The organism is Pseudochrobactrum sp. sp1633 (assembly GCF_030376605.1).
In the GTDB taxonomy this organism is placed as follows: domain Bacteria; phylum Pseudomonadota; class Alphaproteobacteria; order Rhizobiales; family Rhizobiaceae; genus Pseudochrobactrum.
In genome coordinates, this window is the sequence record NZ_JARRAE010000003.1 from 53,863 (window position 1) to 79,610 (window position 25,748).

Annotated in this window: 27 protein-coding genes and 1 tRNA gene; 10 read left to right on the top strand and 18 right to left on the bottom strand. The window is 49.6% G+C overall.

Going from position 1 to position 25,748, the window contains the following annotated elements; all coding sequences use genetic code 11:
- Positions 1–22: 22 nt before the first annotated feature.
- Positions 23–454: an META domain-containing protein gene (locus tag P8H26_RS04125; RefSeq protein WP_289631609.1), complete on the bottom strand. Its 432-nt coding sequence runs from the start codon at positions 452–454 to the stop codon at positions 23–25.
- 129 nt (positions 455–583) lie between these two features.
- Between P8H26_RS04125 and P8H26_RS04130 the strand changes: the two genes are divergently transcribed.
- From P8H26_RS04130 to P8H26_RS04145, 4 genes are all read left to right on the top strand, one after another.
- Complete coding sequence (locus P8H26_RS04130; protein ID WP_289631610.1) at positions 584–1,027, top strand: MarR family winged helix-turn-helix transcriptional regulator; 444 nt, start codon at positions 584–586, stop codon at positions 1,025–1,027.
- A gap of 178 nt (positions 1,028–1,205) precedes the next feature.
- A complete protein-coding gene (locus P8H26_RS04135) occupies positions 1,206–2,867 on the top strand; it encodes an MFS transporter (protein WP_374708227.1) in 1,662 nt (553 codons plus the stop codon).
- 23 nt (positions 2,868–2,890) lie between these two features.
- Positions 2,891–3,937 carry an HlyD family secretion protein gene (locus P8H26_RS04140; RefSeq protein ID WP_289631612.1) on the top strand — a complete coding sequence of 349 codons (1,047 nt, stop codon included), beginning with the start codon at positions 2,891–2,893 and terminating at the stop codon, positions 3,935–3,937.
- Between the two features lie 33 nt (positions 3,938–3,970).
- The gene (locus P8H26_RS04145) at positions 3,971–4,507 is read left to right on the top strand and encodes a GNAT family N-acetyltransferase (protein WP_289631613.1); all 537 of its coding nucleotides are present in this window, start codon (positions 3,971–3,973) and stop codon (positions 4,505–4,507) included.
- Between the two features lie 21 nt (positions 4,508–4,528).
- On the opposite strand, the gene P8H26_RS04150 is transcribed toward P8H26_RS04145, so the two are convergent.
- The 4 genes from P8H26_RS04150 to P8H26_RS04165 all read right to left on the bottom strand — a co-directional run bounded on the left by P8H26_RS04150 (position 4,529) and on the right by P8H26_RS04165 (position 6,152).
- On the bottom strand, positions 4,529–4,840 hold the full coding sequence (locus tag P8H26_RS04150; RefSeq protein ID WP_289631614.1) for a hypothetical protein: 312 nt from the start codon (positions 4,838–4,840) through the stop codon (positions 4,529–4,531).
- 98 nt (positions 4,841–4,938) lie between these two features.
- A complete protein-coding gene (locus P8H26_RS04155) occupies positions 4,939–5,178 on the bottom strand; it encodes a hypothetical protein (protein ID WP_289631842.1) in 240 nt (79 codons plus the stop codon).
- A gap of 248 nt (positions 5,179–5,426) precedes the next feature.
- Complete coding sequence (locus tag P8H26_RS04160; protein ID WP_289631615.1) at positions 5,427–5,636, bottom strand: cold-shock protein; 210 nt, start codon at positions 5,634–5,636, stop codon at positions 5,427–5,429.
- 442 nt (positions 5,637–6,078) lie between these two features.
- A tRNA-Pro gene (locus P8H26_RS04165) sits at positions 6,079–6,152 on the bottom strand.
- A gap of 210 nt (positions 6,153–6,362) precedes the next feature.
- Here P8H26_RS04165 and P8H26_RS04170 point away from each other — a divergent pair.
- Positions 6,363–7,118 carry a glycosyltransferase gene (locus P8H26_RS04170; RefSeq protein ID WP_289631616.1) on the top strand — a complete coding sequence of 252 codons (756 nt, stop codon included), beginning with the start codon at positions 6,363–6,365 and terminating at the stop codon, positions 7,116–7,118.
- A gap of 105 nt (positions 7,119–7,223) precedes the next feature.
- Here the strand turns inward: P8H26_RS04170 and P8H26_RS04175 are convergent, their stop codons facing one another.
- The 3 genes from P8H26_RS04175 to P8H26_RS04185 all read right to left on the bottom strand — a co-directional run bounded on the left by P8H26_RS04175 (position 7,224) and on the right by P8H26_RS04185 (position 9,068).
- A complete protein-coding gene (locus tag P8H26_RS04175; RefSeq protein ID WP_289631617.1) occupies positions 7,224–7,718 on the bottom strand; it encodes a DUF2165 family protein in 495 nt (164 codons plus the stop codon).
- 436 nt (positions 7,719–8,154) lie between these two features.
- Positions 8,155–8,682 (bottom strand): DUF3060 domain-containing protein, encoded by a 528-nt coding sequence (locus tag P8H26_RS04180; RefSeq protein WP_289631618.1) that lies wholly within the window; start codon positions 8,680–8,682, stop codon positions 8,155–8,157.
- Positions 8,683–8,723: 41 nt separating this feature from the next.
- Complete coding sequence (locus P8H26_RS04185; protein WP_289631619.1) at positions 8,724–9,068, bottom strand: DMT family protein; 345 nt, start codon at positions 9,066–9,068, stop codon at positions 8,724–8,726.
- 355 nt (positions 9,069–9,423) lie between these two features.
- On the opposite strand from P8H26_RS04185, the gene P8H26_RS04190 reads away from it, so the two are divergent.
- Entirely contained in the window at positions 9,424–9,846 is a 423-nt protein-coding gene (locus P8H26_RS04190) for a lysozyme inhibitor LprI family protein (RefSeq protein WP_289631620.1), read from the top strand.
- A 100-nt stretch (positions 9,847–9,946) separates the two neighbouring features.
- On the opposite strand, the gene P8H26_RS04195 is transcribed toward P8H26_RS04190, so the two are convergent.
- Positions 9,947–10,246 carry an XRE family transcriptional regulator gene (locus P8H26_RS04195; protein WP_289631843.1) on the bottom strand — a complete coding sequence of 100 codons (300 nt, stop codon included), beginning with the start codon at positions 10,244–10,246 and terminating at the stop codon, positions 9,947–9,949.
- A gap of 424 nt (positions 10,247–10,670) precedes the next feature.
- Between P8H26_RS04195 and P8H26_RS04200 the strand changes: the two genes are divergently transcribed.
- On the top strand, positions 10,671–12,305 hold the full coding sequence (locus P8H26_RS04200; protein WP_289631621.1) for a phosphoethanolamine transferase: 1,635 nt from the start codon (positions 10,671–10,673) through the stop codon (positions 12,303–12,305).
- 85 nt (positions 12,306–12,390) lie between these two features.
- Here the strand turns inward: P8H26_RS04200 and P8H26_RS04205 are convergent, their stop codons facing one another.
- Positions 12,391–12,684, bottom strand: a complete 294-nt coding sequence (locus tag P8H26_RS04205) for a hypothetical protein (RefSeq protein WP_289631622.1) — start codon at positions 12,682–12,684, stop codon at positions 12,391–12,393.
- Positions 12,685–12,769: 85 nt separating this feature from the next.
- Positions 12,770–13,021 carry a GlsB/YeaQ/YmgE family stress response membrane protein gene (locus tag P8H26_RS04210; protein WP_289631623.1) on the bottom strand — a complete coding sequence of 84 codons (252 nt, stop codon included), beginning with the start codon at positions 13,019–13,021 and terminating at the stop codon, positions 12,770–12,772.
- A 522-nt stretch (positions 13,022–13,543) separates the two neighbouring features.
- Between P8H26_RS04210 and P8H26_RS04215 the strand changes: the two genes are divergently transcribed.
- Positions 13,544–14,533: a GGDEF domain-containing protein gene (locus P8H26_RS04215; protein ID WP_289631624.1), complete on the top strand. Its 990-nt coding sequence runs from the start codon at positions 13,544–13,546 to the stop codon at positions 14,531–14,533.
- A 152-nt stretch (positions 14,534–14,685) separates the two neighbouring features.
- Here the strand turns inward: P8H26_RS04215 and P8H26_RS04220 are convergent, their stop codons facing one another.
- From P8H26_RS04220 to P8H26_RS04235, 4 genes are all read right to left on the bottom strand, one after another.
- Complete coding sequence (locus P8H26_RS04220; protein ID WP_374708228.1) at positions 14,686–15,981, bottom strand: O-antigen ligase family protein; 1,296 nt, start codon at positions 15,979–15,981, stop codon at positions 14,686–14,688.
- Positions 15,982–16,010: 29 nt separating this feature from the next.
- A complete protein-coding gene (locus P8H26_RS04225) occupies positions 16,011–17,555 on the bottom strand; it encodes an undecaprenyl-phosphate glucose phosphotransferase (protein WP_289631626.1) in 1,545 nt (514 codons plus the stop codon).
- A 249-nt stretch (positions 17,556–17,804) separates the two neighbouring features.
- Positions 17,805–18,935 carry a glycosyltransferase family 4 protein gene (locus P8H26_RS04230; protein WP_289631627.1) on the bottom strand — a complete coding sequence of 377 codons (1,131 nt, stop codon included), beginning with the start codon at positions 18,933–18,935 and terminating at the stop codon, positions 17,805–17,807.
- A gap of 41 nt (positions 18,936–18,976) precedes the next feature.
- Entirely contained in the window at positions 18,977–19,540 is a 564-nt protein-coding gene (locus P8H26_RS04235; protein ID WP_289631629.1) for a polysaccharide biosynthesis/export family protein, read from the bottom strand.
- A 310-nt stretch (positions 19,541–19,850) separates the two neighbouring features.
- On the opposite strand from P8H26_RS04235, the gene P8H26_RS04240 reads away from it, so the two are divergent.
- Positions 19,851–22,067: a Wzz/FepE/Etk N-terminal domain-containing protein gene (locus P8H26_RS04240; protein ID WP_289631630.1), complete on the top strand. Its 2,217-nt coding sequence runs from the start codon at positions 19,851–19,853 to the stop codon at positions 22,065–22,067.
- Positions 22,068–22,108: 41 nt separating this feature from the next.
- On the opposite strand, the gene P8H26_RS04245 is transcribed toward P8H26_RS04240, so the two are convergent.
- Positions 22,109–23,260, bottom strand: a complete 1,152-nt coding sequence (locus P8H26_RS04245; protein ID WP_289631631.1) for a GNAT family N-acetyltransferase — start codon at positions 23,258–23,260, stop codon at positions 22,109–22,111.
- A gap of 3 nt (positions 23,261–23,263) precedes the next feature.
- Positions 23,264–23,476: a DUF2842 domain-containing protein gene (locus P8H26_RS04250; protein WP_289631632.1), complete on the bottom strand. Its 213-nt coding sequence runs from the start codon at positions 23,474–23,476 to the stop codon at positions 23,264–23,266.
- A gap of 304 nt (positions 23,477–23,780) precedes the next feature.
- Here P8H26_RS04250 and P8H26_RS04255 point away from each other — a divergent pair, with 304 nt between their 5' ends.
- On the top strand, positions 23,781–24,866 hold the full coding sequence (locus P8H26_RS04255) for a COX15/CtaA family protein (protein WP_289631633.1): 1,086 nt from the start codon (positions 23,781–23,783) through the stop codon (positions 24,864–24,866).
- A gap of 28 nt (positions 24,867–24,894) precedes the next feature.
- Here P8H26_RS04255 and P8H26_RS04260 read toward each other — a convergent pair whose 3' ends face one another.
- The gene (locus tag P8H26_RS04260; RefSeq protein WP_289631634.1) at positions 24,895–25,746 is read right to left on the bottom strand and encodes an aminoglycoside phosphotransferase family protein; all 852 of its coding nucleotides are present in this window, start codon (positions 25,744–25,746) and stop codon (positions 24,895–24,897) included.
- Between the last annotated feature and the right edge of the window lie 2 nt (positions 25,747–25,748).

A 25,748-nucleotide genomic window follows, 5' to 3' on the forward strand; every position in this document is an offset into this window, starting at 1 on the left:
TCCCGTTTCTTTTTGTGGTCTGTCAGGCGCGCTTCAGGCGCAGCACTTCACGATTTTTAGTGTCAATCAGGATCAGCCGGTCTTTTTTGACTTTCCAGCCCGATACAAGGCGCAATGCCGCGTGGAATTTGTCATCCTGCTGCATCATCTGTGGCGGGCAGGCCATCATTGTTCCGCCAATCGGCGTGACTTTGATCTTGTCTCCCGTAATTTCCATGCCGCCCATATAACGGTTGCAGCCGCCGGTGCCTGAGATTTTGCCGTCCTGCGCAATATCAAGCGTGGATTGCACTTTTGAATGCACTTTGTGCCCCTGAATGCGCTCTGTAATCCAGTTGCCGTAAATACCTGTTTCTGCTGCAAAAGAAGCACTCAGGCTTGTGAGTATAAAGCCTGCGGCGATCACTGCTGTTTTGATGAAGCCGGATGTGTTGCCGGATCTGATGAGTGACATGTTTATCCTCTTTTTGAAAGAAAACGGGCTGCAGAATGCCTTTGCAGCTTAAACATAATGACTTGTATTTGGATAGAAATTAATTTATCTAGTGCGTAAATAGTTAGCATCCTACTTATGTGTGTACTTATGAAAAACCCAATCATCCAGAAACGCGCCGATTTTTTGACGGATATGTCCGTAGCAGGGCGCAAATTGCGCACTTTATTTGATGCGTTTGCCAAAGAGCACGACATGACATTGTCGCGCGCCCGGACTTTGTTTTTGCTCTCAACCCATAAATGCATGACGCAAACCGAGCTGGCTGCGGCGTTGGAGGTTGAAACGCCGACGCTGGTGCGCCTGATCGACGGTCTGGAAAAACAAGGCCTTGTCGAGCGCCGTGCCGTAGAAGGTGACAGGCGCGCCAAGCATATCATTCTTACCGAAGCTGCCTATGAGCAGGTGGAGGAGTTGCAGGTTGTCGCCGAGCAATTGCGTATCCGCATTCTGAAAGATCTGAGCGAGGCTGATCTGGACGAGGGGCTGCGCATTATGCGGGTAATTTTGCAAAATATGGGAGCAATCAGCTGATTTCATCATGGCAGATATAAGAGTAAACCGGAAGGATGAGCCGAAAGAGGCGCATGATGATACCGACGCAGTGTCGCGTCCGGCAAGTGCCGATACGCCTGTGGTGAACCATCCAAAAACAAATGAAATAAAGCCGTTAGCTGCGTTGCCGGAAGAAAAGCCGGTGCCTGTTGCAGAGGTGACAGTTGCTCCTGAAGCTGAAGAACCGGCAACACCTGCGGCGCCCGTAGCGCCTGTTCCGCCAGCCAAGCCATTTTTGCTGTCTGCTGCTTTTGTATGCGCGTCTTTGCTGATGTGGATCACACAAGGCATCGGGCTGAATATGGTTGCGGTTAATATTCCGCAATTGCAGGGCGGTCTGGGTGCAACAACGGCGGAGACCACATGGCTTCTGGCGGCCTATATGGCGCCGAATGTCAGCCTGACATTGTTTCTGATGAAAATCCGCACGCAATATGGCTTGCGCCGTTTTACAGAACTTGGCCTTTTGACCTTTGTGTTCGTCACATCGCTGCACTGGTTCATTCATGATCTGAATTCAGCTCTGATCGTACGCTTCTTTTCTGGTGCTGCGGCTTCGCCAATGTCGACACTGGGCTTTTTCTATATGCTGGAGGCATTTCCGCCGAGTAAGAAAATGAGCTGGGGTCTGTGTCTGGCATTGACATGCACGACCTTGGGCGCACCGCTGGCGCGCATCATTTCTCCGCTGTTGCTGGATATCGGATTGTGGCCGCAGCTCTATATACTGGAAATTGGTTTGGCGATGCTGTGCTTTGCCACGGTTTACACACTGAAACTAACACCAATTCCCCATCAGAAAGTGCTCGAAAAGCTGGATTTCATCAGCTATCCGCTGATTGCAATCGGCTTTGGTCTGCTGGCTATGATGCTGGTTGTCGGCCGTCTTTATTGGTGGCTGGAAGCGCCGTGGATAGGAATTTGTCTTGCTGTCGCCTTTGGTGCGTTGGCGCTTGCTGCGGCTATTGAGTTTAACCGTGAAAACCCGCTGATTAATATCCGCTGGCTGACCAGCCGGCAGACGCTGACTTTTACCGGCATGTTGCTGGTGTTTCGTGTTGTCCTGTCCGAGCAGACAGCCGGAGCAACGGGGATGTTTCAGGCGCTTGGCATTTATAATGAGCAGAGCACGGGGCTCTATTGGGTTCTGATTATCAGCTCCTTCATGGGCGGGATTGCCTGCGCGATGGTTATCCGTCCGGGCAGGGAGGCTTATATTTATGCGGTGGCACTGGTTCTGATTATGACCGGTGCTTTCATGGACGGGCATGCCAATAATCTGATCCGCCCTGAAATGATGTATCTCAGTCAGGCAATGATTTCCTTTGGCGGAGCATTGTTTTTGCCTCCGGCAATGGCCGCAGGTTTGGTAAGCGCGCTGAAAAACGGCCCTGCTTATATCACGAGCTTTATCGTGATCTTTATTTTCACGCAGAGTGTGGGTGGCCTGTTCGGCTCGGCAGTTTTCGGGACCTTTGTGACGTGGCGGCAGCAATTTCACATGCGCGCTCTTTACGATCAGATTGTTTTAACTGATCCGCTTGTGACGCAGCGTATTGCTAAACTTTCCGGTGCAATTTCACAGGTGATAACCGACCCGGTTTATGTGCATGCGGAAGGCGTTGCTCTGCTCTCCCAGCAAATAGTCAAAGAGGCAACGGTGTTGTCCTATAATGATCTGTTTCTGCTCGTTTCGGCCATCGCTGCAACGACACTGGCGATCCTGATCGGACGCCGTGTTGTTTTGCCTGTGCTGGTTTCGGTCTGGCGCTACGGGCGCAGGCATGCGCTGCCGGCACATCAGCCCGCAGTTAATTAATTTTGATTTGTGAGTATCTGAAAATGCAGAAGATTTTTCGTAATTGGGCAACCGTTTTTATTCTGGCAATTGGTTTTTGCGGGGTGTTGTTCATTCTCTATGCGTGGCAGTTGCCGCCGTTTCGCTCCTCCGTTGAAATGACGGAAAACGCCTATGTGCGCGGACAGGTGACAATTATCAGCCCGCAACTGGCCGGGTATATTACGGATGTACCGGACCGTGATTATCTGCGGGTGAAGAAGGGCGATGTGCTGTTTACGCTCGATGATCGTATCTATGTTCAGAAGCTGAAACAGGCCGAAGCTATGCTGGAAACCCAAAAGGCGGCGCTGGCAAACTCTGCACAGGATAAACTTGCGGCAGAGGCGCGGGCGCGATCGGCTCAGGCGGTTCTGAACAGTGCGAATGCGACCTTGGTTGTAGCCGAGGCGAATTATAATCGTGTGACACCGTTGCGTAAAAGCGGGGTGATGACACAGAGTAATGAGGATCAGTCGCTTTCTGCACTGGAGCAGGCGCGCGGAGCCGTCAGTCAGGCTGAGGCCGCTTTAGAAGTGAATAAGCAGGATGTACAATCAATCATTGTACGCCGTCATTCACTTGAAGCTGCGGTGACGAGTGCAGAAGCTGCGGTTGATCTGGCAAAAATTGATCTGAACAATACCAAAATTATCGCACCGCAAGATGGTGTGCTCGGAGAAATCGGAGCCAAGCCCGGCCAATATGTGAACATAGGTGCGCAATTGTCATCGCTGGTGCCAGATAAAAAATGGATTGTAGCGAATTTCAAAGAGACGCAATTTCATGGCATGAAAATAGGCCTTCCGGTTACTTTTACTGTGGATGCATTGCAGCATGAAAAAATGACCGGCCACATTGAGGCTTTTTCACCGGCAACAGGGTCTGAGTTCAGCGTGCTGAGGGCTGATAATGCTACGGGCAACTTTATCAAGGTGACGCAACGCCTGCCGGTTCGTATTGCACTTGATGCAGATCAGCCGCTGGCGGAGCGTCTTGCACCGGGGATGTCGGTTATTGTTAAGGTGGATACCAGTGCAAAAGCTGAATAAATGCGTGATTTATAGGATGGTTCAGAGAAAGATATGCGCAGTAACATTATAATCCGCATGCTTGAACGCCATGAGGTGAAGACTGTCTGGCAGATTGAGCGACGGGAGATCGTGCATGAAATCTACCGGTCTGTTGGCGGAAAATTACGTTTGCAGCCTGAATTCTATGATGTGCAGGACTGGCCCGAAGGTGAACCTGAAATTTATATGCCGCTGCTGCTGGACTGCTTTGATCACGGGGGTATATTTCTTGGTGCATATGCGGGTGAACAACTGGTTGCCGTTGCGGTAACGGATGCAAGGCCGGGTCAGGATTATCCTGAAGTGCGCCAGCTGTCTTTCTTACATGTCAGTCATGGCTGGCGCGGACAGGGGCTGGCCTCCAACCTGTACCGGCAGTCTATGAGTGCTGCACAAGAACGCGGCGCGAAGGGGTTATATATCTCATCGACCCCGACACGGCGGACGGTGGAGTTTTATCTTCAAAAAGGAGCTCTGCCGGTGCTGCGGCCGGATGAGACGCTGTATGCTCTGGAGCCGGAAGATATTCACCTGATACACAGGTTTTAAAATACCGGCTCATGGAGAGTGTTATTTCTTGCAGCGCTGTTTTCCAAGCTGAACTTTGAACTGGCGCGCGCCAACCATGCCGGGCTTTGATGGCAATGAAATGATACTTGCTTTGAGGCTGCAGGTGCCTGCGACGACCAGATACTGATCCTCACTTTGATAGACGATCTTCGTGATGGGCTGATATGGAGAGAGTATTTCAGTTGCAGCAGTGATGACGGCATTCATTTCATTGGCGCGCTGATATTGCGGTGCCAGAGCTGCCAAAGAGATTGAACTAAAACTGGCCAGCATAAGAGCTGTCAAAATCAGCTTCGTAAAGATCATGCGCATTCGGTTCAATCCTCCGGTTATTGATGAATGAGAGCTATATTTATGAGAAGAAAATTTATCACGCTGAACGTGTTGGTTCAGTCATGTGAGTTTCACACTTAATCTTCATTGAAATCCGGAATCTCACCGAAACTGGCCAGCAAACGTGGCGCGTTCATATCGCCGCTTTCTTCATCAACCTGCACTGCATAAGCGGCAACGCCAACAAAACGATCTGACATTGACGTAGCAATTTTAATCGCACCGGCTTCGCTGGATGCAGGACGCATTTCCGCTGCAACAAGCTTTTGCTTGTTTTTACGAAATGGCATGATGATGTATTTTTCAGACTTTTGTATAGCGAGAGACATGATGGAATCCTCTTTATGTTCCTATAATGTTCTCGTCGCCAGTATATTGTCAAGCTGCTAAAATCTACAAGTTGCGGCTTCACAAAAAAGGCGATCATGTCGCTTGCTCAAGCCATATTGGGGCGAGCGGGAAACGCAGCTTAAATAAAAAAGGCCAGACAAATTGTCTGGCCTTTTTTTGTATTACACTCTCAACAATGCCGGTACATCCGTGGACAAAGGAGGGAAAATACTGATTAAACAGCCTGCAGGTTGCTGGCTGACATTTTGCCGGAACGGTTGTCGCGCTCTAAGTCGTAACCGATTTTCTGGCCTTCTGTCAGTTCACGCATGCCAGCGCGTTCAACGGCTGAAATGTGAACAAACACGTCTGCGCCGCCATTGTCTGGCTGAATGAAGCCGAAGCCTTTAGTGGAATTAAACCATTTAACTGTGCCAGTGGTCATAACGAACCCTTTCTTAGCAATATAAAGTGCTCATAACACGGATTTATGTCATGAGAGTGATACCGATTTTTTGAAGGAAGGTTCGTCAAAGGCGCAAATGATGCGCTAAAAGCAAAGCTAAACAAGCAAATATCGTAACCAATATATAGGTTTGAATATTCTTTTTGTCAATCATTGGTTTAAGGATGGTGAAATGCACTACTTTTCATTGTGCGCCATTTCTGAGTTTGTTTGAAATTATCCCGATCTTCAAAGCCGAGTATTGAGCGTTGTGGTGCCCTGAGAGGGGAAAGCCTGTTGCCGTATCCGCATGCATAGTCACAGTGCGATTGAGGCAAGTTGAGTTGCGGGAATGAAAAAGGAAGTGATTGTTGATCGCAGGATGGCAGTTTTTAAAAAAAACGCCAGAAATGGAATTCCTGCTAACTCTTTGATTTAATTGTCGGAACGAGAGGATTCGAACCTCCGACCCCTTGACCCCCAGTCAAGTGCGCTACCTGGCTGCGCTACGCTCCGAACACCTGAAAGCCTTAGGATATAAAGGCTTTTCTGGCAAGCGCTTTAAAATCAAGGAGCTGAGCAATGCAGGGTGCAAGATGCTGCGTGGTATTAAAATTAGCACGAAAAACTGTGTCGAAATTTTCACATTGCACAGGCTCGCCAAAATGGAAAATCTGCTTGATTATTTAAATCAACAATGGGTAAGGGGTGAGCAGGGGGCATCATATGCTAATTGTGAATTCTTTTTGGATTGGCCGTAAACTTGGTACTGTCCATGCCGCATGTTTACGTTCGTTTGTACGAAACGGCCATGATGTTGTGCTTCATGCTTTCGGCAGGCCGGAAGACACGCCAGATGGCGTGCGTATTTTTGATGCCGCCAAACTTATGGCGGAAACCGAAATCATTTCTCATAAGAAAACAGGCAGCCTAGCGCTGGCTTCGGATGTCTATCGTTACCGCATAATGCGGGAAGGATTAGGGATTTATATTGATGCAGATATGTATTGCATCAAGCCGATGACCGACGATGAATATCTGTTTGGTTTCGAAAATGCCGATCGGTTGAACGGAGCTGTATTAAAAATTCCTCAGAACAGCGGTTTGCTCACGGATATTCTGAAGGCTGCAGAAGATCCGTATTTCATTCCGCCGTGGATGGAGTTTCACAAAAGAGCCATTGGTACAATTCGCAAGACGATAGGCTTTCCCCGTCATATTTCGACACGCACATGGGGCGCAATTGGCCCTGCTTTAATTACGCATTGTGTTCGGGAGCGTGGTTTGTTGTCGAAAGCGAAGCCGGTTGAACTTTATTATCCGCTGGATTGCGCGCAAACAGACAGGCTTTTTAAACGCGGCTTGCGGGTTGAGGATATTGCTACGGGTAAAACCGAGGCTATTCATCTCTTCAATACAATGATCAAAGATAAAGAAATTCTGCCCGATACGCCGCTTCACCAGATTATAACTGCAAAATAGTCATCTGAGATGGCATGCTTTAACTTACATAAAATCAAAAACCTCGCAGTTTCGATTAGGAAAACTGCGAGGTTCAGAGTGATCGTTCTATATCAGCGATATAGATTATTCATCGTCTTTTTCAGGCTGAACAAGATAGATGAGAACCAGAATAATGGTTATGAAAAAGCGGAACGCATCAGGCACGCCATTCCACTGCTTTGACATCCACATGCCAAACCACTCGCCGCCAACTGACATGAAGGCGACCTGCCATGTCAGAAAACCCAGTGTAAGGCCTGCAATAGCCCAGTTTTTGCTCTTATTGAAAACGCGCGCACTTTCATTGCGTGCGGCGAGCAGTTTGAAACCGGCAACCCAGCAAATAATTGCCGTCAATGTTTCTAAGATGATAATTCCGATATAGCCAACATGATGAAGCCATTCGGTTTCGATGGCACGGTATTTGATAGTGGCTTCAGGAAAGATTGTATCCATGAGAAATACATGGTGCACAAACGCAAAATTAGAGCCGTAATCTGTGATATTGCCGAAAGCAACTAAAGAGGCAAAAAGGGCAATCGCCATTACCATAAATGTTTTTGAAAGCCTAATGACCATTTGTATCTCTTTCTCTGTTTATAGTTTTCCACTCGCTCGCATTTAGCCAGTATATATGGAAATTAACGAAGCCGCTGATTAAGTTAGTTCAGATGGTATAACAATGGTAATTTTGTTAAAATGTTATCATTGGTTCGCTTTTAAACTGATCAATTCATCAGGAGTGACTTTAACCGCCTGCAGATGTCTTTCGCATCCGCGTGCGATACTTGTTTTGTTGATGGACTCGGGGCGAAGGAGGTCAAAACTCCGCAAGTGATTCAGCAAATCTTGAGACGGTTATGGGGGCTTTAAAGTTTGCTGTGTGGTTGTCGTAAATGCGGAGCATTCAACGATCATTGGCCTGCGCTCCGAAAACGATGATATGGCTTTCGGATGAAGCGCTTTGATAGTGAAACGCTCCGCTGGAATGCGCGGCAGATTTACGGCGATAAGGTCAGTTGACCTTTTTTACTTCATGGTTCGCACCAGAGATGGAGATGGCCGGATCTTTAATTCCGGAAGCAACAGACCAGTTCACCTTATGGCCGACACCTTCAACTTCAATCTTGGTGTCGCTTTCAAGCGTGACATTGACCAGATTTTCAGCGCCGCTTACCTCAAGTTCAGCCCGTGCATTGCCGTTTGATTTCAGGGTGACGGTAACTTCGTTATTTGCGACCTCTACGGACAAGTCGTCTGCCTGACCACCTGTAACCTTGTTTTCTGATCCTGAGACGGAAACATCATTGGCTGATTCAAACGTAACCTCATGTTTTGTGCCATGAATAACAATATCATCGCATTTACCGGTTAGCTTGATGATGTTGTTTGCTCCGTAAATGCCGACATCATTGGAACTGCATGCAACATCACGCGTGATGCCGGATCCTTCAATTTTGAGTTCTTCTGATGAGGCTGCTGTCGTTACTACTGAGGTGAGCACAGCCATTAAGCCGATTGCAGGGATGTGTAATTTCATCATGTCACTCTCTGTTTTGGGAGGCAGGAGCGTCCTTTATACCTCTAAAACGGCCCTTTAAATACAAAAAATGCACCGAGGCAGATGAGTGCAAAGCCGATCAGATGATTAACCGTTATGCTCTCACCGAGATATAAAACTGAAAACCCTGCAAAGACGCTGAGCGTAATGACTTCCTGAATTGTTTTCAGTTGGGCAGCATTGTAGATGCCGTGCCCCATTCTGTTCGCAGGAACTGCAAGGCAATATTCGGCAAAAGCGATCAGCCAGCTGACGATAATCACCAGTAAAAGTGGCTTGTTTGTATATTTAAGGTGCCCGTACCAGGCAAAGGTCATGAAGATATTGGATGCGCAGAGCAACAGGATCGGCTTGATATAGTCAGCCATTTTTGCCTCGGTGTTATAGGGCCTGGATTGCAAGGATTGTATCTGGTGTTGAATAAACCATTTCTGCGGTTTTCACAAAGCAGCGGGAACTAGAGCGTATCCCGAAAAGTGCGAAGCGATTTTCGGATAAGATACGCGTTAAAACAAAGAGTTAGAGCGGTTCCATCGATTCATTATTAACCGGAACCGCTCTAAGCAATGGTGCAAGAGTAGTCTCTTAAAATTTTAAGTATTTGTTTGGCGCAGCACCTGCTTCAGGCTCTTTAACAGTTGCAAATATTATGTATAGATAGATTGATCTGCCACATATTGATCTGCTCTGTATAGAGCAATAAAACTGTTGAGGATATCTTTGATGATCAGACAGATTTTACTTTCGATCGCAGCTTTTTTCCTGATTTTTCTTGCATCCCTGTTCCCCGCTTCGGCTCAGGAAGGCTGTAGCAATGCATCAACGCAGCAAGATATGAATAAATGCGCCGGTCAGTCTTATAGCAAAGCAGATGCGCGTTTAAACAAGCTTTACAAGTCTATTCAGCAGCGCTTGAAGGGGGATAAGGATACTTTGAAGCTATTCGTCAATGCTCAGCGGGCATGGATCGGCTATCGCGATAGCGAATGTAAATTCTCGTCCTCTGCCGCAGCTGATGGCAGTATTTATCCGCTTATTTATTCGCAATGCCTTGAAACACTGACCAAAAACCGTGTTCAGGCGTTTGAGGCTTATCTGAAATGCGAAGAGGGTGATATGAGCTGCCCAGTCCCCTCTGCTGAATAAGATATATCCGGCGAAGCTGCGGGAAAGATATTATTTAAACTGCATCCGCAAAGATGCAGTTTAACAATCCGTAAGGCCAAGCCTGCAAACAACTACGGGTTTACGGAACCTCGTCATAGGCGACGATGCCGCCTTCGCTTTCAAGTGTGGAAAGACGCTTGGCTTCAGAGCGGGTGAATTTCAGTCGCACGCCGATGCCACCGCCATTTTCCGGAATAAATACTGCACCGGCATTTTCGAGAGCTTTTTGCAGGGCTTCAAGCACAGTGTTATCCGGCGTTTCCAGTTTCCGCTCAAACATCTCAATCACGCTGGCATCGATACATGAAAATGATGACAGTCTTTCTCGGCTGAGCTCGATTAATGCACGGGCAGCTTTACATTGCGGGCCGGTAATCATCACAACTATATCCTTCTGATAGGGCCTCACGGGGATAAAACCCTCTGCGGAAGCCTGAATTATGCACGAAGTAAATCTTCAGGTGTAACTATCATAGCTCAGTTACGGCAAGTTAAAACAAGTCCTTTTGTAGCGGACTAGTAAAGATTTCTTGCTTGACGAAAAAGGCAGAAAAAATACAGATTTTCTCTGGGGAATCGTCACAATTTTGCCCGGAAGCAGGCGCTCTGCTCGCAAAATTTTAAAACTTCGCCAAGTCAACAGGGGATGATGGCCGAAGTTTTTCCGTGGGGGAATATACATGCCAGTAATACTCAGATTATGAGCGCGATATTTCGCGTCTATTCTATAAACCATCTGAAAACACATGAGCTCTTGACGCATTTGTTGGATCAATGCGTTTTTAACGCTGAGCAGGTGAAGTATGAAATTCAAAAGAATTTCTGTTGCGAGTAATTTTTTATGCTTAATCGTAGCTGTATATATTATTGCATTTTTTAATAAGTCGGCCTTTGCTTTTATTTTTGACTATCTCAAAGGAGATATGTTGAATTCAGGCATAATAGTCGCTGTCATGTTTCTGCTGACCTATTGTCTGATGGTGCTGTTTTCGGCACCTTATCTGATCAAGCCTGCATTGATTTTCTTTGTCACAGTATCAGCTTCCGCTTCTTATTTTATTGATCATTTCGGAGTGTTGATCACACCGAATATGATTGAAAATGCTGCGACCACCACGCGGGCAGAGTCGGGACATCTGATTAACGCGCATTTCGTTCTGTATATGCTGCTCTATGCCGGTTTGCCGGCTTTGCTGATCGCTTGGGTAAAGATCAGGCATCGCCCGTTTGCACGGAAGCTATGGGTTAATACGCTGTTGATTTGTGGTTGTCTGGTCGCTGGCGTCGCATTGCTGATGACAAATTTTGGTACTTTTTCTTCGATGGTGCGGGAGAAAAAAGAGGAAATTACCGGCAGACTCAATCCGCTGGCACCGATCAGCAGTACAATCCGCTATTATGCGCGCGTCAATATTGAGCGGAGCTATGTTGCCAAGCCACTCGGCACTGATGCTGTGCAGTTAAAGCCCTATATGGGCGACGGTGATAAAAAGCGCCTGACAGTGATTGTGCTCGGAGAGACAGCGCGTGCGCAAAATTTCAGCCTTAACGGTTATAAGCGGGAAACAAATCCGCTGTTGCGTGAGCGCGATGTTTTGAATTTCACTGATGTCAGCAGCTGCGGAACAGAAACAGCCGTTTCGGTGCCCTGCATGTTCTCGCCATTTCCACGCAGTGAATATAGCAGCAAGAAATTCCGCCAGTCGGAAAATCTGATGGATGTGCTGAAACATGCAGGCGTTCAGCCGCTATGGGTTGAGAATAATACCGGCAGCAAACGCGTGGCAGACCGGATCGAGACATTTGACATGAGTGTTGCTCAGGAGGGGAATCCGAATTGTGAAGGCGGCGAGTGCTACGATCAGGTGTTAGTTGATACTCTGGCCTCCCGTATTGATAGCTTTAAAACCAATACAGTTGTGGTGCTGCATATGCTCGGCAGTCACGGCCCAGCTTATTACCGGCGCTATCCTGCGGATCAGGAGGTTTTCAAACCTGCCTGCCGTACGTCCAATTTTGCTGATTGCAGTCAGCAGGAAATTATCAATGCCTATGATAATACGATCGTTTATACGGATAAAATTCTGGCGGAAATAATCGACCTTCTGAAGTCCAAAGAGAACGAGTTTGCCTCGTCAATGATCTATATGTCGGATCACGGCGAGTCCTTGGGCGAAAAGGGGCTTTATCTGCACGCAATGCCCTATTTCATTGCTCCTCGTGAGCAGACCTCCATTCCGTTTATCAGCTGGTTTTCGCCGGAGTTCCTGAAGCAGGATGGTCTGGAGCCCGCTTGTCTCAAGACACTGACTGATAAACCGGCCTCACACGACAACCTGTTCCATATGGTTCTGGGGTTGATGAGCATAAAAACCTCTGTTTATGACAAGACATTAGATACATTCAGCGGCTGCCGCAGCGGCGGTAGTACGTCTTAGGATAGCCAGAAGCAGCAAACAAAACGGCTCCGGAAGTTTTGCTTCCGGAGCCGTTTCATATTATGTGCGGGAAGGTTTCCGATAATTACCAGCGCGTATCATTGCGGCAGCTGGCAACCAAAAAACCCAGAACAAATCCGGCAATTCCGGCAGTGCTGAGAATGGTCGTCGCAGTGCCGGGGTTCTCACGGATAACAGATACGGTTGCCTGTCCCTGTTCTTTGATCGTTGAGGCTGCGCGATTCAGCCGGGTACGGGCTTCTTCTGCTGCTTCCTCGCCGCGTTGCTTCAGAGATTTACTCATCGCATCAATCTGTGAACGCAGCTCCGCGATCTGTTCTTCCATTGCCTGACGGGCATTGTCAGCATTATCAGCCATTTTCATTCTCCGTTTTATTACTGCAGAATACGGGCTTGGCTCTTAAGGAGCTTAAAGCTCTTAACATAACAGGGCGCATTGCTGATTATCGTCGGATCATCCGTCCTGCTGCGATCAGAATACAGGCCCCGATAAAGCCGGCAATCAGATAGCCGAGCCAGCCTCCCAGTACGACACCGAGCATTCCAAGCAGTGCATTGGCAATGGCAGCGCCGATAATACCAAGGATAATATTCATAAAGACGCCGTGGTCGCTCTTCATAAACATTTCGGCCAGCCAGCCTGCCAGACCACCAATAATAATCGCTGCTATCCAGCCTATCTGAGCATCCTGCATGATTGTGTCCTTCATTTGATAATGTTCAGCACATGTGAAAAGACGGTCTTTTCCTGACTATATTGACAACGCTCCAAGGGAGTTTTGGTTCCGAACGCAAAAGCTAAGCAAAGCCGGATAAAGGGGTATAATTGCTGTTTGGAATGAAATCTTTCCACAAACCTTGATAAGTAACATTTAAATAATAAGTTGAATTGACTTCCTGCGCTGTACGTTTGAAGGTTTTTGAGGGTGGTCAAGCTCTTGTCAGGGCAGAGCTTGGTGTGGGTTTTGGAGACATCCATGTCGTAATTGCATTCATAATGTGCAATAGAATTACGGTGGCGGTGCATTTGGGTGAAATGGCAGAAGTAATGCGGGGATGCTTTAACTAGAATGATTTTTCTGCCGCCGGTTTTCTTGTTTTTATTTTCGCTGGTATTTTTTAGCGTTTGGCTGCTTGAGCGGGAGCGGCCTCATCTGGCGCTGTTCGGGTGCGCTTTCCTGTTAATCTCAATGGCAATCTTGTTGCAGGTATCCACGATGCCTGCAGATATAGGTATGAATGCTGTTCTTTCAGCCGTGCTCTATGTCGCCGGTGCGCTGTGCCTTTCGCAGGCAATTTTTCTGCGCTCGGATAAACACCTGTCCTTTTGGTTTCATGTGCTGTTTTTTACGAGCATCATCGGCGGCACGATTTACTATTATTATGTTGAGCGAAACCTGTTTTACCGGATTTATATAATCAATCTGGGTATAGGTCTGATTTTTCTGGCCACTGCTTTGCAGGGGCGTTTTCTGTTGCGCGGCAGCACGGGCGATAAAGTGCTGTTCTGGCTGGTCTTCGGCTTAGGGCTGCATTTCTTCCCGCGTACCATCATGACCGCAGAGGAAGTGACCACAAAATCTCTGGTCGAATTTACTGTCAGCCCGTTCTGGCTTGTACTGCAATTCACCATTTCTGTGGCAGGTGTTGCGATGGGGCTGGGGCTTCTGGCCGTAACATTTATGGATATTATTTCGGAGCTGCGCAAGGAACGCGATACAGATCCTTTGACAGGGCTTGCAAACCGGCGCCTGTTTACCCGCCATGTGGAAGCGATGATGCGCAAGGGTATGCAGCATAAGAAAGCCATGTCTTTCGCTATGATCGATGTGGACTATTTTAAACGCTATAATGACCTTTATGGTCATGGGGCAGGCGATGTCGCGTTGAAAAAAGTTGCCAGAGCGATCAGCTCATCCCTGCCGCAGCCTGAAAATATGGTCGCCAGAATAGGCGGAGAAGAATTCGGTCTGTTTTTTTATGATCGCACAACCGAGCAGACAAAACCGGTGCTTGAATTGATCCGCAAGCAGATTGCCGCCTTGAATATAGAGCATGGCGGATCACCGGTTTCCGATATTTTGACAATCAGCATCGGCGTTGCTGAGCTGCATGATGATGAAAACTTTGAAAGCCTGTTCAGGCGGGCTGATAAGTCTCTTTACACCAGCAAAGCCACCGGACGCGATCAGGTCACTATGGCCTGAAACCCGTCCGGTTTTGCTGAAGTTGATCTCAGCTTTTTGCTTTAAAAGAAGAAGTACCAGATCAGTACAACGATAAAAAACGGAACGCCCATCATCCACAAAATACCGGCTCTCAGCATAGTCATTCTCCCTGATTGTCTGTAGGGGTAACGTCAGTGTCGGTACTTTGGTTCCGTAAAATCAGGGAGTTGTTGCCTGCGTTGCTGTGTTTCAGTCTGAGATTGCATTTGTTTTTGATAGCGGTGTTCCAGACCTGCACAGCCCCAGATAATACCAATTATCAGATAAAAATGCCGCCAGTGATCTATGTCGATCACATTGCCGATCAGTATATGGCCGATAAAGGCGACATAGCTGCACAGAAGATAGGGCTGCCACGGTCTTTCACGCAGCATCAGCTTGAAGCCGAAGGCTAATGTCAGCATCGTCAGGATGATAAAGGCGATAAAGCCCAGCCAGCCATAATCCAGCAATGCTTTAAGCCAGATATTATGGGTGTCTTCCCCGAACATGGGGCCGAATTCCAGCGGGCCAATGCCGAAAGGTTTTTCCATAGACAGCAAAAAGCCCAACCAATGCCGCGCAAAACGGCCTGTGCGAGCACTGTCATAGTCCTGCTCAAGGCGCGCACGCTGAGAAAACAGTTCTGCAATTTGAGGGATTTGCAATGCGACCAGCAGGGTGAGGGCAAGAAGTATGATTGCCCCAATGCTGATCAGTAATATTTTTCCGCGAAAGCGCTGGTCGCTGCTACGCACAAACAAGAGTGCAGGAATAAGCAAAAGAGACAGCGCAAACATGCCCCATGCCGCGCGGGAAAATGACAGCAGGATGGCGAGCGTCAAAACCAGCAACAGGGCCCAGTAAAGCAGGCTTTTATTCAGCGGACGGATCAAAACCTGATAGATGCACCAGTTCACGGGCAGGATCAGAAACGGCCCGAAAACATTGGGATCCTGAAACGCACCTTTGGCACGGCCATAGAGTGTGAAGAGGTCTGCCCCCGGTATGAGGTTCAGATAGCCGCCGATACCTAACAGGCTGGTCATAATAGCTGCGGCCAGATAGCCGGTAAAAAGAGGCTGCAATCTGCGCCAGTCACTCTCGGTAACTGCGGCGAAAAATACCCCCGTGAGCGCAAGAAAGTAAGACACCGCGATATAAAGCGGTGCCTTCTTTAAATCAGCCATCTGAAAGATGGAGAGCACGCCGCCGATATTAAACAATGTGAGCAGCAGCAGGAGCGTGAGGGCGTAAGTGCTTAGTTTGAGGCCGGACAGCAGCCACAGACTGATGAGAGCCAGCATTATAATTTCATACGGCCCCGGCTCAAAGAGCACAAAGCCGCTGAAAAATACTCCGGTTGCCAGTGACAGCTGAGCTATCCACTGCAAAGCAGCCTTTTGCCTGCGGTGAGGATTATCGGTTGATGAACTCACAGCAGGCATCTTATTCATCTGGCTTCTAACCGGATTGCTCAATAGGCATTTTCCGTATTCAGCAGGCGAACAGGGGTCAGGAAGAGAATTTTCAGATCAAACCACAGCGACCAGTTTTCAATATAATTCAGGTCATATTCTGTGCGCATGACAATCTTTTCCGGCTTGTCAATTTCACCGCGCCAGCCATTGATCTGTGCCCAGCCTGTGACGCCGGGTTTAACTTTATGACGGGCAAAATAACCGTCAACCACATCATTGTAGAGCACATTATTGGAGTTGGCGCTGATAGCATGCGGACGCGGGCCCACCAGTGAGAGACTACCGCCCAGCGAGTTGAAAAACTGAGGCAACTCATCAATAGACGTTTTTCTGATAAAGCGGCCAACGCGGGTGACGCGGCTGTCGTTCTTTGTAACCGCAAGCTTTGCTGTCGGATCGCACTGATCGACATACATGGAGCGGAACTTCCAGACATTGATGACTTCATTGTTAAAGCCGTGACGCTTCTGTCTGAAGATGACAGGGCCTTTGCTGTCGAGCTTAATAGCAATGGCGGTTGCCAGCATGATTGGTGAAAACAGTACAATGCCGAACAGGCTGAAAACGATGTCAAACATACGTTTGGCAATGGCGTCCCAGTCGTTGATCGGCTTGTCAAGAATATCCAGCATCGGCACGGAGCCGATATAGGAATAGGCGCGTGGCCGCAGTCGCATATTGGCCGCATGGGCTGACAGGCGGATATCCACGGGCAGAACCCAGAGTTTTTGCATCAGGGTCAGCACACGCTCTTCCGCAGAGATCGGCAGAGATACAATCAGCATATCAATGCGGGCAACACGGGCAAATTCAATCAGCTCGGAAATATTGCCGAGCTTCGGGTAGCCAGCCACAACCGGCGGTGACCGGCGGTCGCCACGATCATCAAAAATACCGCAAATGCGGATGTCATTATCCGGCTGCTGGTTGAGCGCAAGGATCAGGTCTTCTGCATTCTGGCCACCGCCGACAATAACCGCGCGGCGCTCCATACGGCCGCTGCGGGCAAGCATGCGCATCAGCTTAGCGGCGAGCAGCCGTGAGATGGCAAGTGCAATGAAGCCGGAAATGACAAAGGCAGTGAACCATATGCGGGAATAGACGGCAGAAATTTTAAGCAAAAACGCCAGAATAGCCATGACCGCAAAAACACCGGCCCAGCAGATGATCAGCCGTCCGAGATAGCGCAGCGGTTTACGCAAAACAGAGGGGCGATAGCCGGAGCTGAACTGAGCAAAAACAACATAAAGCGCAGCGGCAAGAATATTGGCAACCAGATATTCAATCAAATGCGCATTCTGAACGCCGACATATCCGAGATAAATGACTGTGCCGCATAGCGCGACAAGAAAAAACTCCCAGACCCGCATAAGTCCTGTAAACAATGCCGGTGAAATGCTTTCATTCCGGTACTGCGAGGCGACCCGCAAGGCGATCGGACTTAGCTCAACCTTCTCAGTCGAAGCAGAACGTGGCTCCGAACCGGCCGGTCTTTGCAAAGACTTCCTGTCGAAACTTCCGCTGTTTTTTTTCTCAGTCATTGGCGTACCGGCATATTTTAAAGTTGTTGCTCACAAGAAAACATCTGCAACTTATCTGCATGAGTGTTGTGATTTTCTTATTTTTCTGAGGCAAGCGCATGCTTTCAGCCTGTGTACAGGCTTTTTTATGTGTCGTGGTTGCCGGATAGTAAATATATCCGCAACAATGCTTTATTATCATGGGCCTATAAAAGCCGTAGATTATACTTAAATATATTTTAGGAAACCTGTATTTTCAGTACGTGCAATTTAGCGGTTGCGGTAAAAATGTTCAACCGTTGAAGCCATGTTTTCGCGACTGAATGCCGAGCGCAGCAGCGGCAAGGCAGGTATTCTCTCTTGGAAATGCACAGGAGAGGTCAGCGCTTCCTGCATTTTTGCGGCAATTGCAGTGGCTTCTGCCTCGCAAAGCGCGGGGCTGTTCTCGCCAAATATTTCTGCAAGCCCGCCGACACGGGTGGCAATGACATTCCGCTCCGCAGCCAGAACTTCCAATGCGATATATGGCAGAGATTCCGCGCGGGATGAGAGCACAAATATCCGGCCATGTGTCAGCGCTTCACGCACCGGCATGGCGGGATAAAAACGAATATACCGGCCAAGGCCAAGCTCTTCTGCCAGTGCCTGATAGGTTTGTTTCTGCGGGCCGTCTCCGACCATAGCGCCGGTCGCAAGGGGAAGGCCGCTGGCTTGTTGTGATATATGCAGTTGCGCCAGCGCACGGATAAACAAATCCGGCCCTTTGAGGTCGCGCATCATGCCGGTGAATAAAAAATCAGCCGCGTCAGGGGCGGGGATTACGGGTGCGAACTCATCTTTGGCGATGCCGTTGCGGATCACCGTATAGGCGCAGCTTGGATTTCCGACTTTGCGGCGATAGGTGTTCTCTTCATATGCGGAAACAAAAATCAGGCCGTCGGTAATGCGCTCTTGCCAGCGCTCTGCGGTGAACATGATTTTGCCAGCCAGAGACGTGGCATCAAAATGCAGACTGCCGCCATGCGGGGAATAGAACCTGAGCGACGGGTTTTTGCGCGTCAATAAAGTGCCGAGCCGTGCATAGGTGCCGCCTTTAGCGCCGTGGCCATGCACGATATCCGGTTGAAGCGACTTAATCAGTCTACGGATTGCCATGACGGCGCTGACATCGCTGAGACCAATTTTGCGGCTTATCGGAATGCGGTGCAGGCCAAGCGCAAGATCAGGAAGCATGGAAGCAAATTGCATTTGCTCCAACTCGCCATCTTCACATTGTTCACAGATGACGCCGACCTGATGACCGGCGGCATTCTGCATCGCTGCCAGATCACGGATGTGCCGGAAAACGCCGCCCACGGGCGACCGGAAGCAATGGATAATCCGTAAAGATTTTTGCTTCACGCTTTCCTCTCATCTGTCAGCCTATAGAAGCAGCTTTATAATCAGAACAAGCGTTCACGAACATAAATCGTGTCGCCCGGCAGGATAGGGTCTGTAATACGCACCCGTCCGGTGAAGATTTTGCCGTTGATCTGGCGGGTAATATCCACGCTTTCCTGATTGGCGCGTGGTGTAAAGCCGCCGGAGGCTGCGATAGCGGTTTGTGCCGTCATGCCTGGTACATAAGAATATTGTCCGGCACCGCCGACTTCACCCATAATAAAGACAGGGCGGTAACGGTCGATTTCCACGCTCACATCAGGATTGCGGATGTATCCGCCGCGCAGTTTTGCAGCGATTGTTGCTTCCAGCTGTTTCACCGTTTTGCCACGGGCAGGCACGCTGCCGACCAGCGGGAAGGCAATATGACCGGACTGGTCAACGGAATAGGTGTTGCTCAGACCTGCCTGCTCAAAAACAGTGATGCGCAGGCGATCGCCGGAACCAAGAATATAAGGCTGGTTCAGAGCTTCGTGAAAAGCGGGCGGAGCAGGGCGATAGCTGGTGCAACCTGACAATACCAAACAGGTTACGCCTAAAGCTGCCATAAAAACACGTGTTTTCATTCTGCTCTTATCCTCATCCCGCTTTTACGCAGTGATTATGCGTAAAACTCGCGCTGGCTCGTAATTTGAATGACAAGTCCTGTCATATATCCTGAGAGCAATTATTGAATTATTAGGGTTAATATGGCGTAAAGGCCGGATGATTAATTGCACCATCGTAGAAAAAATATCATTAAATACAATCTGCTAAAGTAAATAGCGGATCACGATAAAGCAGGGCAGGCGTGTGATTTCTCTGAGTTTAACTCTATAGTTACCTTGACGATTTACCATAAGAATCCAGTTCAGGAGTATTGGGGTCGGATCAGTTATGCGTGGTGCCGCAGAAAATGCAGAAATTGACATCGGAGCGCTGTTCGCGAGTCTGAAACGCAACTGGCTGTTTATTCTGCTCGGGGCTGTCTTGTTTTCCCTGCTGGTATGGGGCGTTGCGCAGGTTTTAACCCCTTGGTACCGCTCTGAAGCCCGCATTCTGATTGAAATGCGTGAATCCGTTTTCACGCGCCCTAATGCCTCTCCCGAGGCTGATCGTCCGTTGCTTGATCCTGAGGCCGTTAAATCTCAGGTGGAGCTGATCGGATCGCCGCAAATTCTGGCAAAAGTTGCCACTGACCTGAAGCTTGCTGACCATACAGAATTTTACCGGAAAACCATGACACCTGTTAAGCAGGTGCTTGTCATGTTGGGACTGCGGCCTGATCCGCGTACTATTCCGGTGGCTGATCAGGTTCTCACCCGTATGCGCGAGAATTTGCAGGTTTACAATGTAACCGGCTCACGCGTGATTGTGGTCGAGTTTGTTTCAAAGAATCCGCAGATTGCAGCGGATGTCGCCAATAAAATCGCTGATGAATATATTGCCATGCAGATTGCTGCAAAGCGGCAATTGACAGGCGATGCGACCGGCTGGCTGGAGCCGGAAATTGAACAGCTGACAAAAAAGGTGCGTGAGGCCGAGACTAAGGTCGCAGATTTCCGTGCTGCAACAGATCTTCTCAACACCAGCGGCAATACCTCGCTTGCCACGCAGCAAATGTCTGACATTTCATCAGAACTATCTCGTTTGAAAGCGCAACGGGCAGCCAGTGAGGCTAAAGCGGAAAGCATCCGCACGGCATTGAAAAACGGCGTGCCGATCAACAGCCTGCCGGAAGTTATGTCATCGGGCATCATGTTGCAGCTCAATGAGCGGCGCGGTGCGCTGATGGCAGAAATCGCAAATTTGTCGACAACGCTTCTTGATGGTCATCCGCGTATTCAGGGCTTGCGTGCGCAGCTGGCTGATCTCGACCGGCAAATCCGTCAAGAAGGCAGCACGATTCTTAAAAGCCTCGATAATGAGGTGGCAACGGCACGCAGCCGCGAGCAGGAGCAGAGCCGTGAGTTGAACCGGCTGAAAGCACAGGCGGCAGAAGCTGGTAGTCAGGAAGTTGAACTGCGGGCGCTGGAGCGGGAAGCGACAGCCCAGCGTGAATTATTGCAGACGTATCTTGCGCGTTTTCGTGAGGCCTCCAGCCGCGCGGATCGGAATAACCAGCCTGCTGATGCCAGAATTTTCTCTCCGGCGACTGTAGCGGGAGAGCCTTATTTTCCTAAAGTGCTGCCTATGGTCAGTATGAGCTTTGTGGCAGGGCTCTTGCTGTTGTCTGTTTTTGTGTTGCTGCGCGAGCTTTTCAGCGGTCGCGCTCTGATACCTGCGAAAACCGGCAGGGGACAAAACCTCTGGGGCGATGAATATGGCCGCAGCGCAGATGATTTTGAAGTTGTGCAGAATAAAGCTATGTTGGTTGATAACGCGCAGACCATGCAACAAGCTTCTGAGTCCGTTTCTGATAACAATGAAAGCAATGAGCGTCTGATGGCACGTCCTGAAATTGATGTTGAAACGATCCAGCGTATTTACGACAGCTACTCGGTTTCTGAGCCGGAAGCTGCCGGAGAACCTGATCCGGCATCGGATGATATTTATGCGCCGAACGGTGTTGCTGCGATTGCCAGCCGTCTGATGTTGCAGGAGCGCCGCCGCATTGTATTGATTTCGCCAGAAGGCGATGCAGGTTCTGCGGGCAGTGTGCATTTGCTGCGTGAGCTGGCCGACCGCAGTCTGCGGGTCCTGCTGGTCGACATGACCGGCAATGGCGCTGTCAGTCAGGCGATGCTGGATGGCGGCAAGCCTGCAGGCATTACCGATCTCCTGCTCAATGTTAAGCAGTTCACCGACATTATTCACGGCGATCTTTATTCGGATGCGGATGTTATCCCGACAGGTCTTTCTGATCCGAAGGATGCTATGGCTCAGGCCGAGCGTTTGCCGGTGATCTTTGAGGCGCTGGAAACAGCCTATGATTTTGTGCTGGTGGAAACCGGTGCGACGACTGCCGAGCAGGCACTTAATCTGGACAGCGACGCAACATTATTCATCATGAATGTGTCGGACAGTGAGGATCAGGCAGTTGCGCAGACTGCGCTGGCTTTTCACGAGGCCGGTCAGGAAGATGTGACCATTCTGATGGTGCCGCATAATTAATGCGGCTTCTTAGAGCATTTCCGGCAAAAAGCGGGAATGCTCTAAGCGCTTCTGCGCAGCTTCTGGCGCAGTTTTTTGACCAGCGGCCAGAGATGCTTGTTGGTTTTGATGCGGTAGATAAGGCCGGAACGCAGCTGATTGATCGATGCACTTAAGCGCCCGCCAAATGTCAGTGCAATATGGCTGTCATAGAGCGGCTGCTCAATATCGCACCAGTCGCGCTTATACTTCTCTTCGCCAATGCCGAAGCTGAAATAATCCAGACGTTCATCAATAGCCTTGGCGATTGATTCATAGAACAAAAAATCGCCGGGACTGGCGGTAACCAGTTCGTCATCGGCAAAAGCACCGAATTCAACCGTCAATCCGTGCCGGACTGGCGTTGCCGCATTTTGCGGGTTCTGCCAATAGGCGCAGCCAATGACCGCGCGGGGTTTTCCGGTTACTTCCAGCACATGCAGCCGGTATTGGCGTTTCACCTCATTCTCCGATGAAGCGAAGAGCTTCTGGAAAAAGGCGGTTATGCCATCACCGGCAAAGCTGTTGGCTATGCCTTGCTTTGCAAAACGCTGGCTTTTCATCGTGTAAAAAGCATCAAAGGCGGCAATGTTTTCTGCTTCACCGTTTGCGGTGTAAATGCGCCATGATCCGGTCTCGTCATAACGGCGGGCATGTTGGCGATGCTTTTTGCGTTTGCGCGATGCATTGCTGCGCTCAAGAATCTGGTCGAAATGATCCGGCAGAGTAGCAATCAGCGTCGGGTTCGGGTTCAGCTGGTGGCTGAGCTGTAGCAACGGATTGCTGAAACCGAGCCAGTTCTCCATCTGACGGGTGAGGGAGAGCAGGGCGATATCCGGCCGTGCCTCTTTCAGGCAGGTAATCAGCGACGTAATATGTTCTTTGCTGAGCTTTTCAGCATATGCGGGAAACAGCACCGGAAAATTACAATTGGCATGAGAGCCGCCCGCAAAGCGTGCAATGACCTGCTGTTTTTGTTTGATAACCTCAAGCGGTAACAACAGAGCAGGATTTTCATCAATAAACAGCGCCAGTACAACACAGTCAGAATTGACATTCTGTTGCCAGAGCCTTGTCCACAGAGCAGACTGGGCAATGCCGTGCACAGTTTGGTCTGCGCTTTGCCAAAGCGGCAGAGCATCATCAATACTGGTGAAGCAAACGGCGCTGAACATTGTTTAACGTGCTTTAGGCGGCTGTACCATCCACCACAATAAATACATGGCAGGCAAAATCCACAGAAAGCCTGTAAAGAAGAAATAAGCAAGCTGTACCCAGACCGAAGACTGGCCGAGATGGGCAACTGCAATAATCGTTGCAAGCAGAGCGTAGACCGCAATCAGCACAACAAGCAGAAAAGTTCCGATCAGTTTTTTCAGGCGTACAGGCATATTTCTTTCTCCGTCTGCTTTGTCTTATAGCAGACAAGTACAAATCTGAAACGATTTTCGCCGGTTATTGTTAAACAGCGTTTACGCCCGCGCAGACCGAAAATCAGGGCAGCGGCTGCGTGTCGCGTGAAGTTCGCTTGTTTTCACCGTCCGCTTGCGGCATGTATCTGCGGGGGAAGTCAAAGTGTTTTCGAGCCAGAAGCGTTTACGTTTATCTGCCGGATAATGCACAAATGAAAGAAACCGGAACGAGCGCAATGGCTATGATGACATGCAGCACGCTCTGGCAGGCGGAGCAGGATTGATGATCACAGATTATGCCGCATTCCCGGCAGCACAGCAGCCGGAGCGTGCGAACCACGATAAAAATCGCAAACTCGTACGCTGGTGGCTCTATGCGGTCTTTGTTGTGCTGATTGCGATTGTCATGGTGGGCGGTGCCACGCGTATGACCGGCTCCGGCCTGTCGATTACCGAATGGAAGCCGATCCACGGGGTTATTCCGCCGCTCAACCATGCGGAGTGGCTGGAGGAGTTTGATAAATACCGCCAGATCCCGCAATATCAGCAGATCAATAAAGGCATGGCGCTGTCTGAGTTCCAGTTTATCTTCTGGTGGGAATGGGCGCATCGCATGCTGGCGCGTTTTGTCGGTTTTCTGGTGGCTATCCCGCTGATCTTCTTCTGGGTAACCGGTCGTTTGCAGGATGGTTTGAAAACACGGATGCTCGGTATTCTGGCGCTGGGCGGTTTGCAGGGCGCAATCGGCTGGTGGATGGTGGCATCAGGCTTGAGTGTGCTGACCTCTGTCAGCCAGTACCGTTTGGCAATACATCTGACGATGGCCTGTATTATTATTACTGCGGTGCTTTATGTGGCGCGCGGTCTTGCCGAATATACGGAGAAACCAGCGCCGCGCGGTTTGCAGCGCTTTGCGGGCTGGCTGGTTCTGGCAGTCCTTGTGCAGATTTATCTCGGCGGCCTGGTTGCAGGGCTGCATGCCGGTTTGACCTATAATACATGGCCGTTGATGGATGGTGCGATCATCCCGTCTGATCTGTTCATACATCAGCCTTACTGGCGCAACCTGTTTGAAAATCCGAAAACCGTGCAGTTCATCCACCGTATGTTTGCTTATACGGTGCTGGTGCTGGCTGTGCTGCACGCCGTGCAGGCGCATCGCCATGCTGCCGGTACAACTCACGCACGACGCTCTGTTGTGCTGCTCGGCCTGATCCTGATGCAGGCAGCAATCGGTATTATCGCCTTGCTGACAATGGTGCCGATTGAATGGGGCCTTGCCCATCAGGGATTTGCACTGGTGGTGCTGAGCTTTGCTGTCGCCCATTGGCGCGCCTGTAAAGGTGCTTATGCGGTGCAAGCAGCGTAACAAAAAGCCCCGCACAAGCGGGGCTTTTTTATGGGTAAAGCTGGAGCCGTAATTTACGTAATGCGGCGGCAATTCTTAATTCCCGTGCCTCGTCAGCATCATTGCCATCCTCACGGTGCCATGCAGCAGAGAGGCAGCCATAGCAAAAGGCGTAGTCGAGAATATACGCCGCAGACTTGTGAATGATTTGGGAGAAATAAAGCGCCATATCCGCCGCCCGCTTCATGTCGAGACACAGATCATCACGATCGAGCGGATTGTAAAACAGATTGGCGCAGTCAAAAGCCGCATCGCCGCATAATCCGTGCGGGTCAATTGCCAGCCAACCCCGTGCACTGCGAATGATATTCTCATGGTGAAGATCGCCATGCAGGGCGATCACCTCATGGGGATGATTGAGCAGGGACGCCGCAAGATCGGCTGCCTCCGCGTAAATATCCGCTGTCTTTCCCGCCAGATCAAACAGGCTTTTGAAATGTTTATGCAGCGGCTGTAATTCAGACGGCAGAACCTGACCGGAAGGACTGTGTAAAGCGCGGATCACTTCACCGGCAATGCGGATAGCATCTGCATCATGTCCGGCTTCAAGATGGGCTTTGAGGTCATAGTCACCGGCATATTCCAGCAACATCATCACCGGATCAAGGTGGAGATCCAGCAAGCTGACAGCGCCGTTGCCGTCACGCTCACGCAGATAATAAGCGCCGCGCAATTCCTCATGACCGGCAGGCTTGAGAACCTTAACAATCACCGGAGACTGTTCTTCTCCGGTGATTATTGCTTTCCAGATATGGCTGGAATTGGTGTCAGCCAGCAGTGATGCAGAGGCAATCTGCCATTGTGCCGGAAAGTCCGGCTGCATCACTTGCTGTTGTTTCATAA

What these genes read in the sequence shown, in the direction of transcription:
- P8H26_RS04125 (WP_289631609.1), bottom strand. Translation starts at nt 454, where the DNA reads ATGTCACTCATCAGATCCGGCAACACATCCGGCTTCATCAAAACAGCA.
- P8H26_RS04130 (WP_289631610.1), top strand. Translation starts at nt 584, where the DNA reads ATGAAAAACCCAATCATCCAGAAACGCGCCGATTTTTTGACGGATATG.
- P8H26_RS04140 (WP_289631612.1), top strand. Translation starts at nt 2,891, where the DNA reads ATGCAGAAGATTTTTCGTAATTGGGCAACCGTTTTTATTCTGGCAATT.
- P8H26_RS04145 (WP_289631613.1), top strand. Translation starts at nt 3,971, where the DNA reads ATGCGCAGTAACATTATAATCCGCATGCTTGAACGCCATGAGGTGAAG.
- P8H26_RS04150 (WP_289631614.1), bottom strand. Translation starts at nt 4,840, where the DNA reads ATGCGCATGATCTTTACGAAGCTGATTTTGACAGCTCTTATGCTGGCC.
- P8H26_RS04160 (WP_289631615.1), bottom strand. Translation starts at nt 5,636, where the DNA reads ATGACCACTGGCACAGTTAAATGGTTTAATTCCACTAAAGGCTTCGGC.
- P8H26_RS04170 (WP_289631616.1), top strand. Translation starts at nt 6,363, where the DNA reads ATGCTAATTGTGAATTCTTTTTGGATTGGCCGTAAACTTGGTACTGTC.
- P8H26_RS04175 (WP_289631617.1), bottom strand. Translation starts at nt 7,718, where the DNA reads ATGGTCATTAGGCTTTCAAAAACATTTATGGTAATGGCGATTGCCCTT.
- P8H26_RS04180 (WP_289631618.1), bottom strand. Translation starts at nt 8,682, where the DNA reads ATGATGAAATTACACATCCCTGCAATCGGCTTAATGGCTGTGCTCACC.
- P8H26_RS04185 (WP_289631619.1), bottom strand. Translation starts at nt 9,068, where the DNA reads ATGGCTGACTATATCAAGCCGATCCTGTTGCTCTGCGCATCCAATATC.
- P8H26_RS04190 (WP_289631620.1), top strand. Translation starts at nt 9,424, where the DNA reads ATGATCAGACAGATTTTACTTTCGATCGCAGCTTTTTTCCTGATTTTT.
- P8H26_RS04195 (WP_289631843.1), bottom strand. Translation starts at nt 10,246, where the DNA reads ATGATTACCGGCCCGCAATGTAAAGCTGCCCGTGCATTAATCGAGCTC.
- P8H26_RS04200 (WP_289631621.1), top strand. Translation starts at nt 10,671, where the DNA reads ATGAAATTCAAAAGAATTTCTGTTGCGAGTAATTTTTTATGCTTAATC.
- P8H26_RS04205 (WP_289631622.1), bottom strand. Translation starts at nt 12,684, where the DNA reads ATGGCTGATAATGCTGACAATGCCCGTCAGGCAATGGAAGAACAGATC.
- P8H26_RS04210 (WP_289631623.1), bottom strand. Translation starts at nt 13,021, where the DNA reads ATGCAGGATGCTCAGATAGGCTGGATAGCAGCGATTATTATTGGTGGT.
- P8H26_RS04215 (WP_289631624.1), top strand. Translation starts at nt 13,544, where the DNA reads ATGCCTGCAGATATAGGTATGAATGCTGTTCTTTCAGCCGTGCTCTAT.
- P8H26_RS04220 (WP_374708228.1), bottom strand. Translation starts at nt 15,981, where the DNA reads ATGCCTGCTGTGAGTTCATCAACCGATAATCCTCACCGCAGGCAAAAG.
- P8H26_RS04225 (WP_289631626.1), bottom strand. Translation starts at nt 17,555, where the DNA reads ATGACTGAGAAAAAAAACAGCGGAAGTTTCGACAGGAAGTCTTTGCAA.
- P8H26_RS04235 (WP_289631629.1), bottom strand. Translation starts at nt 19,540, where the DNA reads ATGAAAACACGTGTTTTTATGGCAGCTTTAGGCGTAACCTGTTTGGTA.
- P8H26_RS04240 (WP_289631630.1), top strand. Translation starts at nt 19,851, where the DNA reads ATGCGTGGTGCCGCAGAAAATGCAGAAATTGACATCGGAGCGCTGTTC.
- P8H26_RS04245 (WP_289631631.1), bottom strand. Translation starts at nt 23,260, where the DNA reads ATGTTCAGCGCCGTTTGCTTCACCAGTATTGATGATGCTCTGCCGCTT.
- P8H26_RS04250 (WP_289631632.1), bottom strand. Translation starts at nt 23,476, where the DNA reads ATGCCTGTACGCCTGAAAAAACTGATCGGAACTTTTCTGCTTGTTGTG.
- P8H26_RS04255 (WP_289631633.1), top strand. Translation starts at nt 23,781, where the DNA reads ATGATCACAGATTATGCCGCATTCCCGGCAGCACAGCAGCCGGAGCGT.
- P8H26_RS04260 (WP_289631634.1), bottom strand. Translation starts at nt 25,746, where the DNA reads ATGAAACAACAGCAAGTGATGCAGCCGGACTTTCCGGCACAATGGCAG.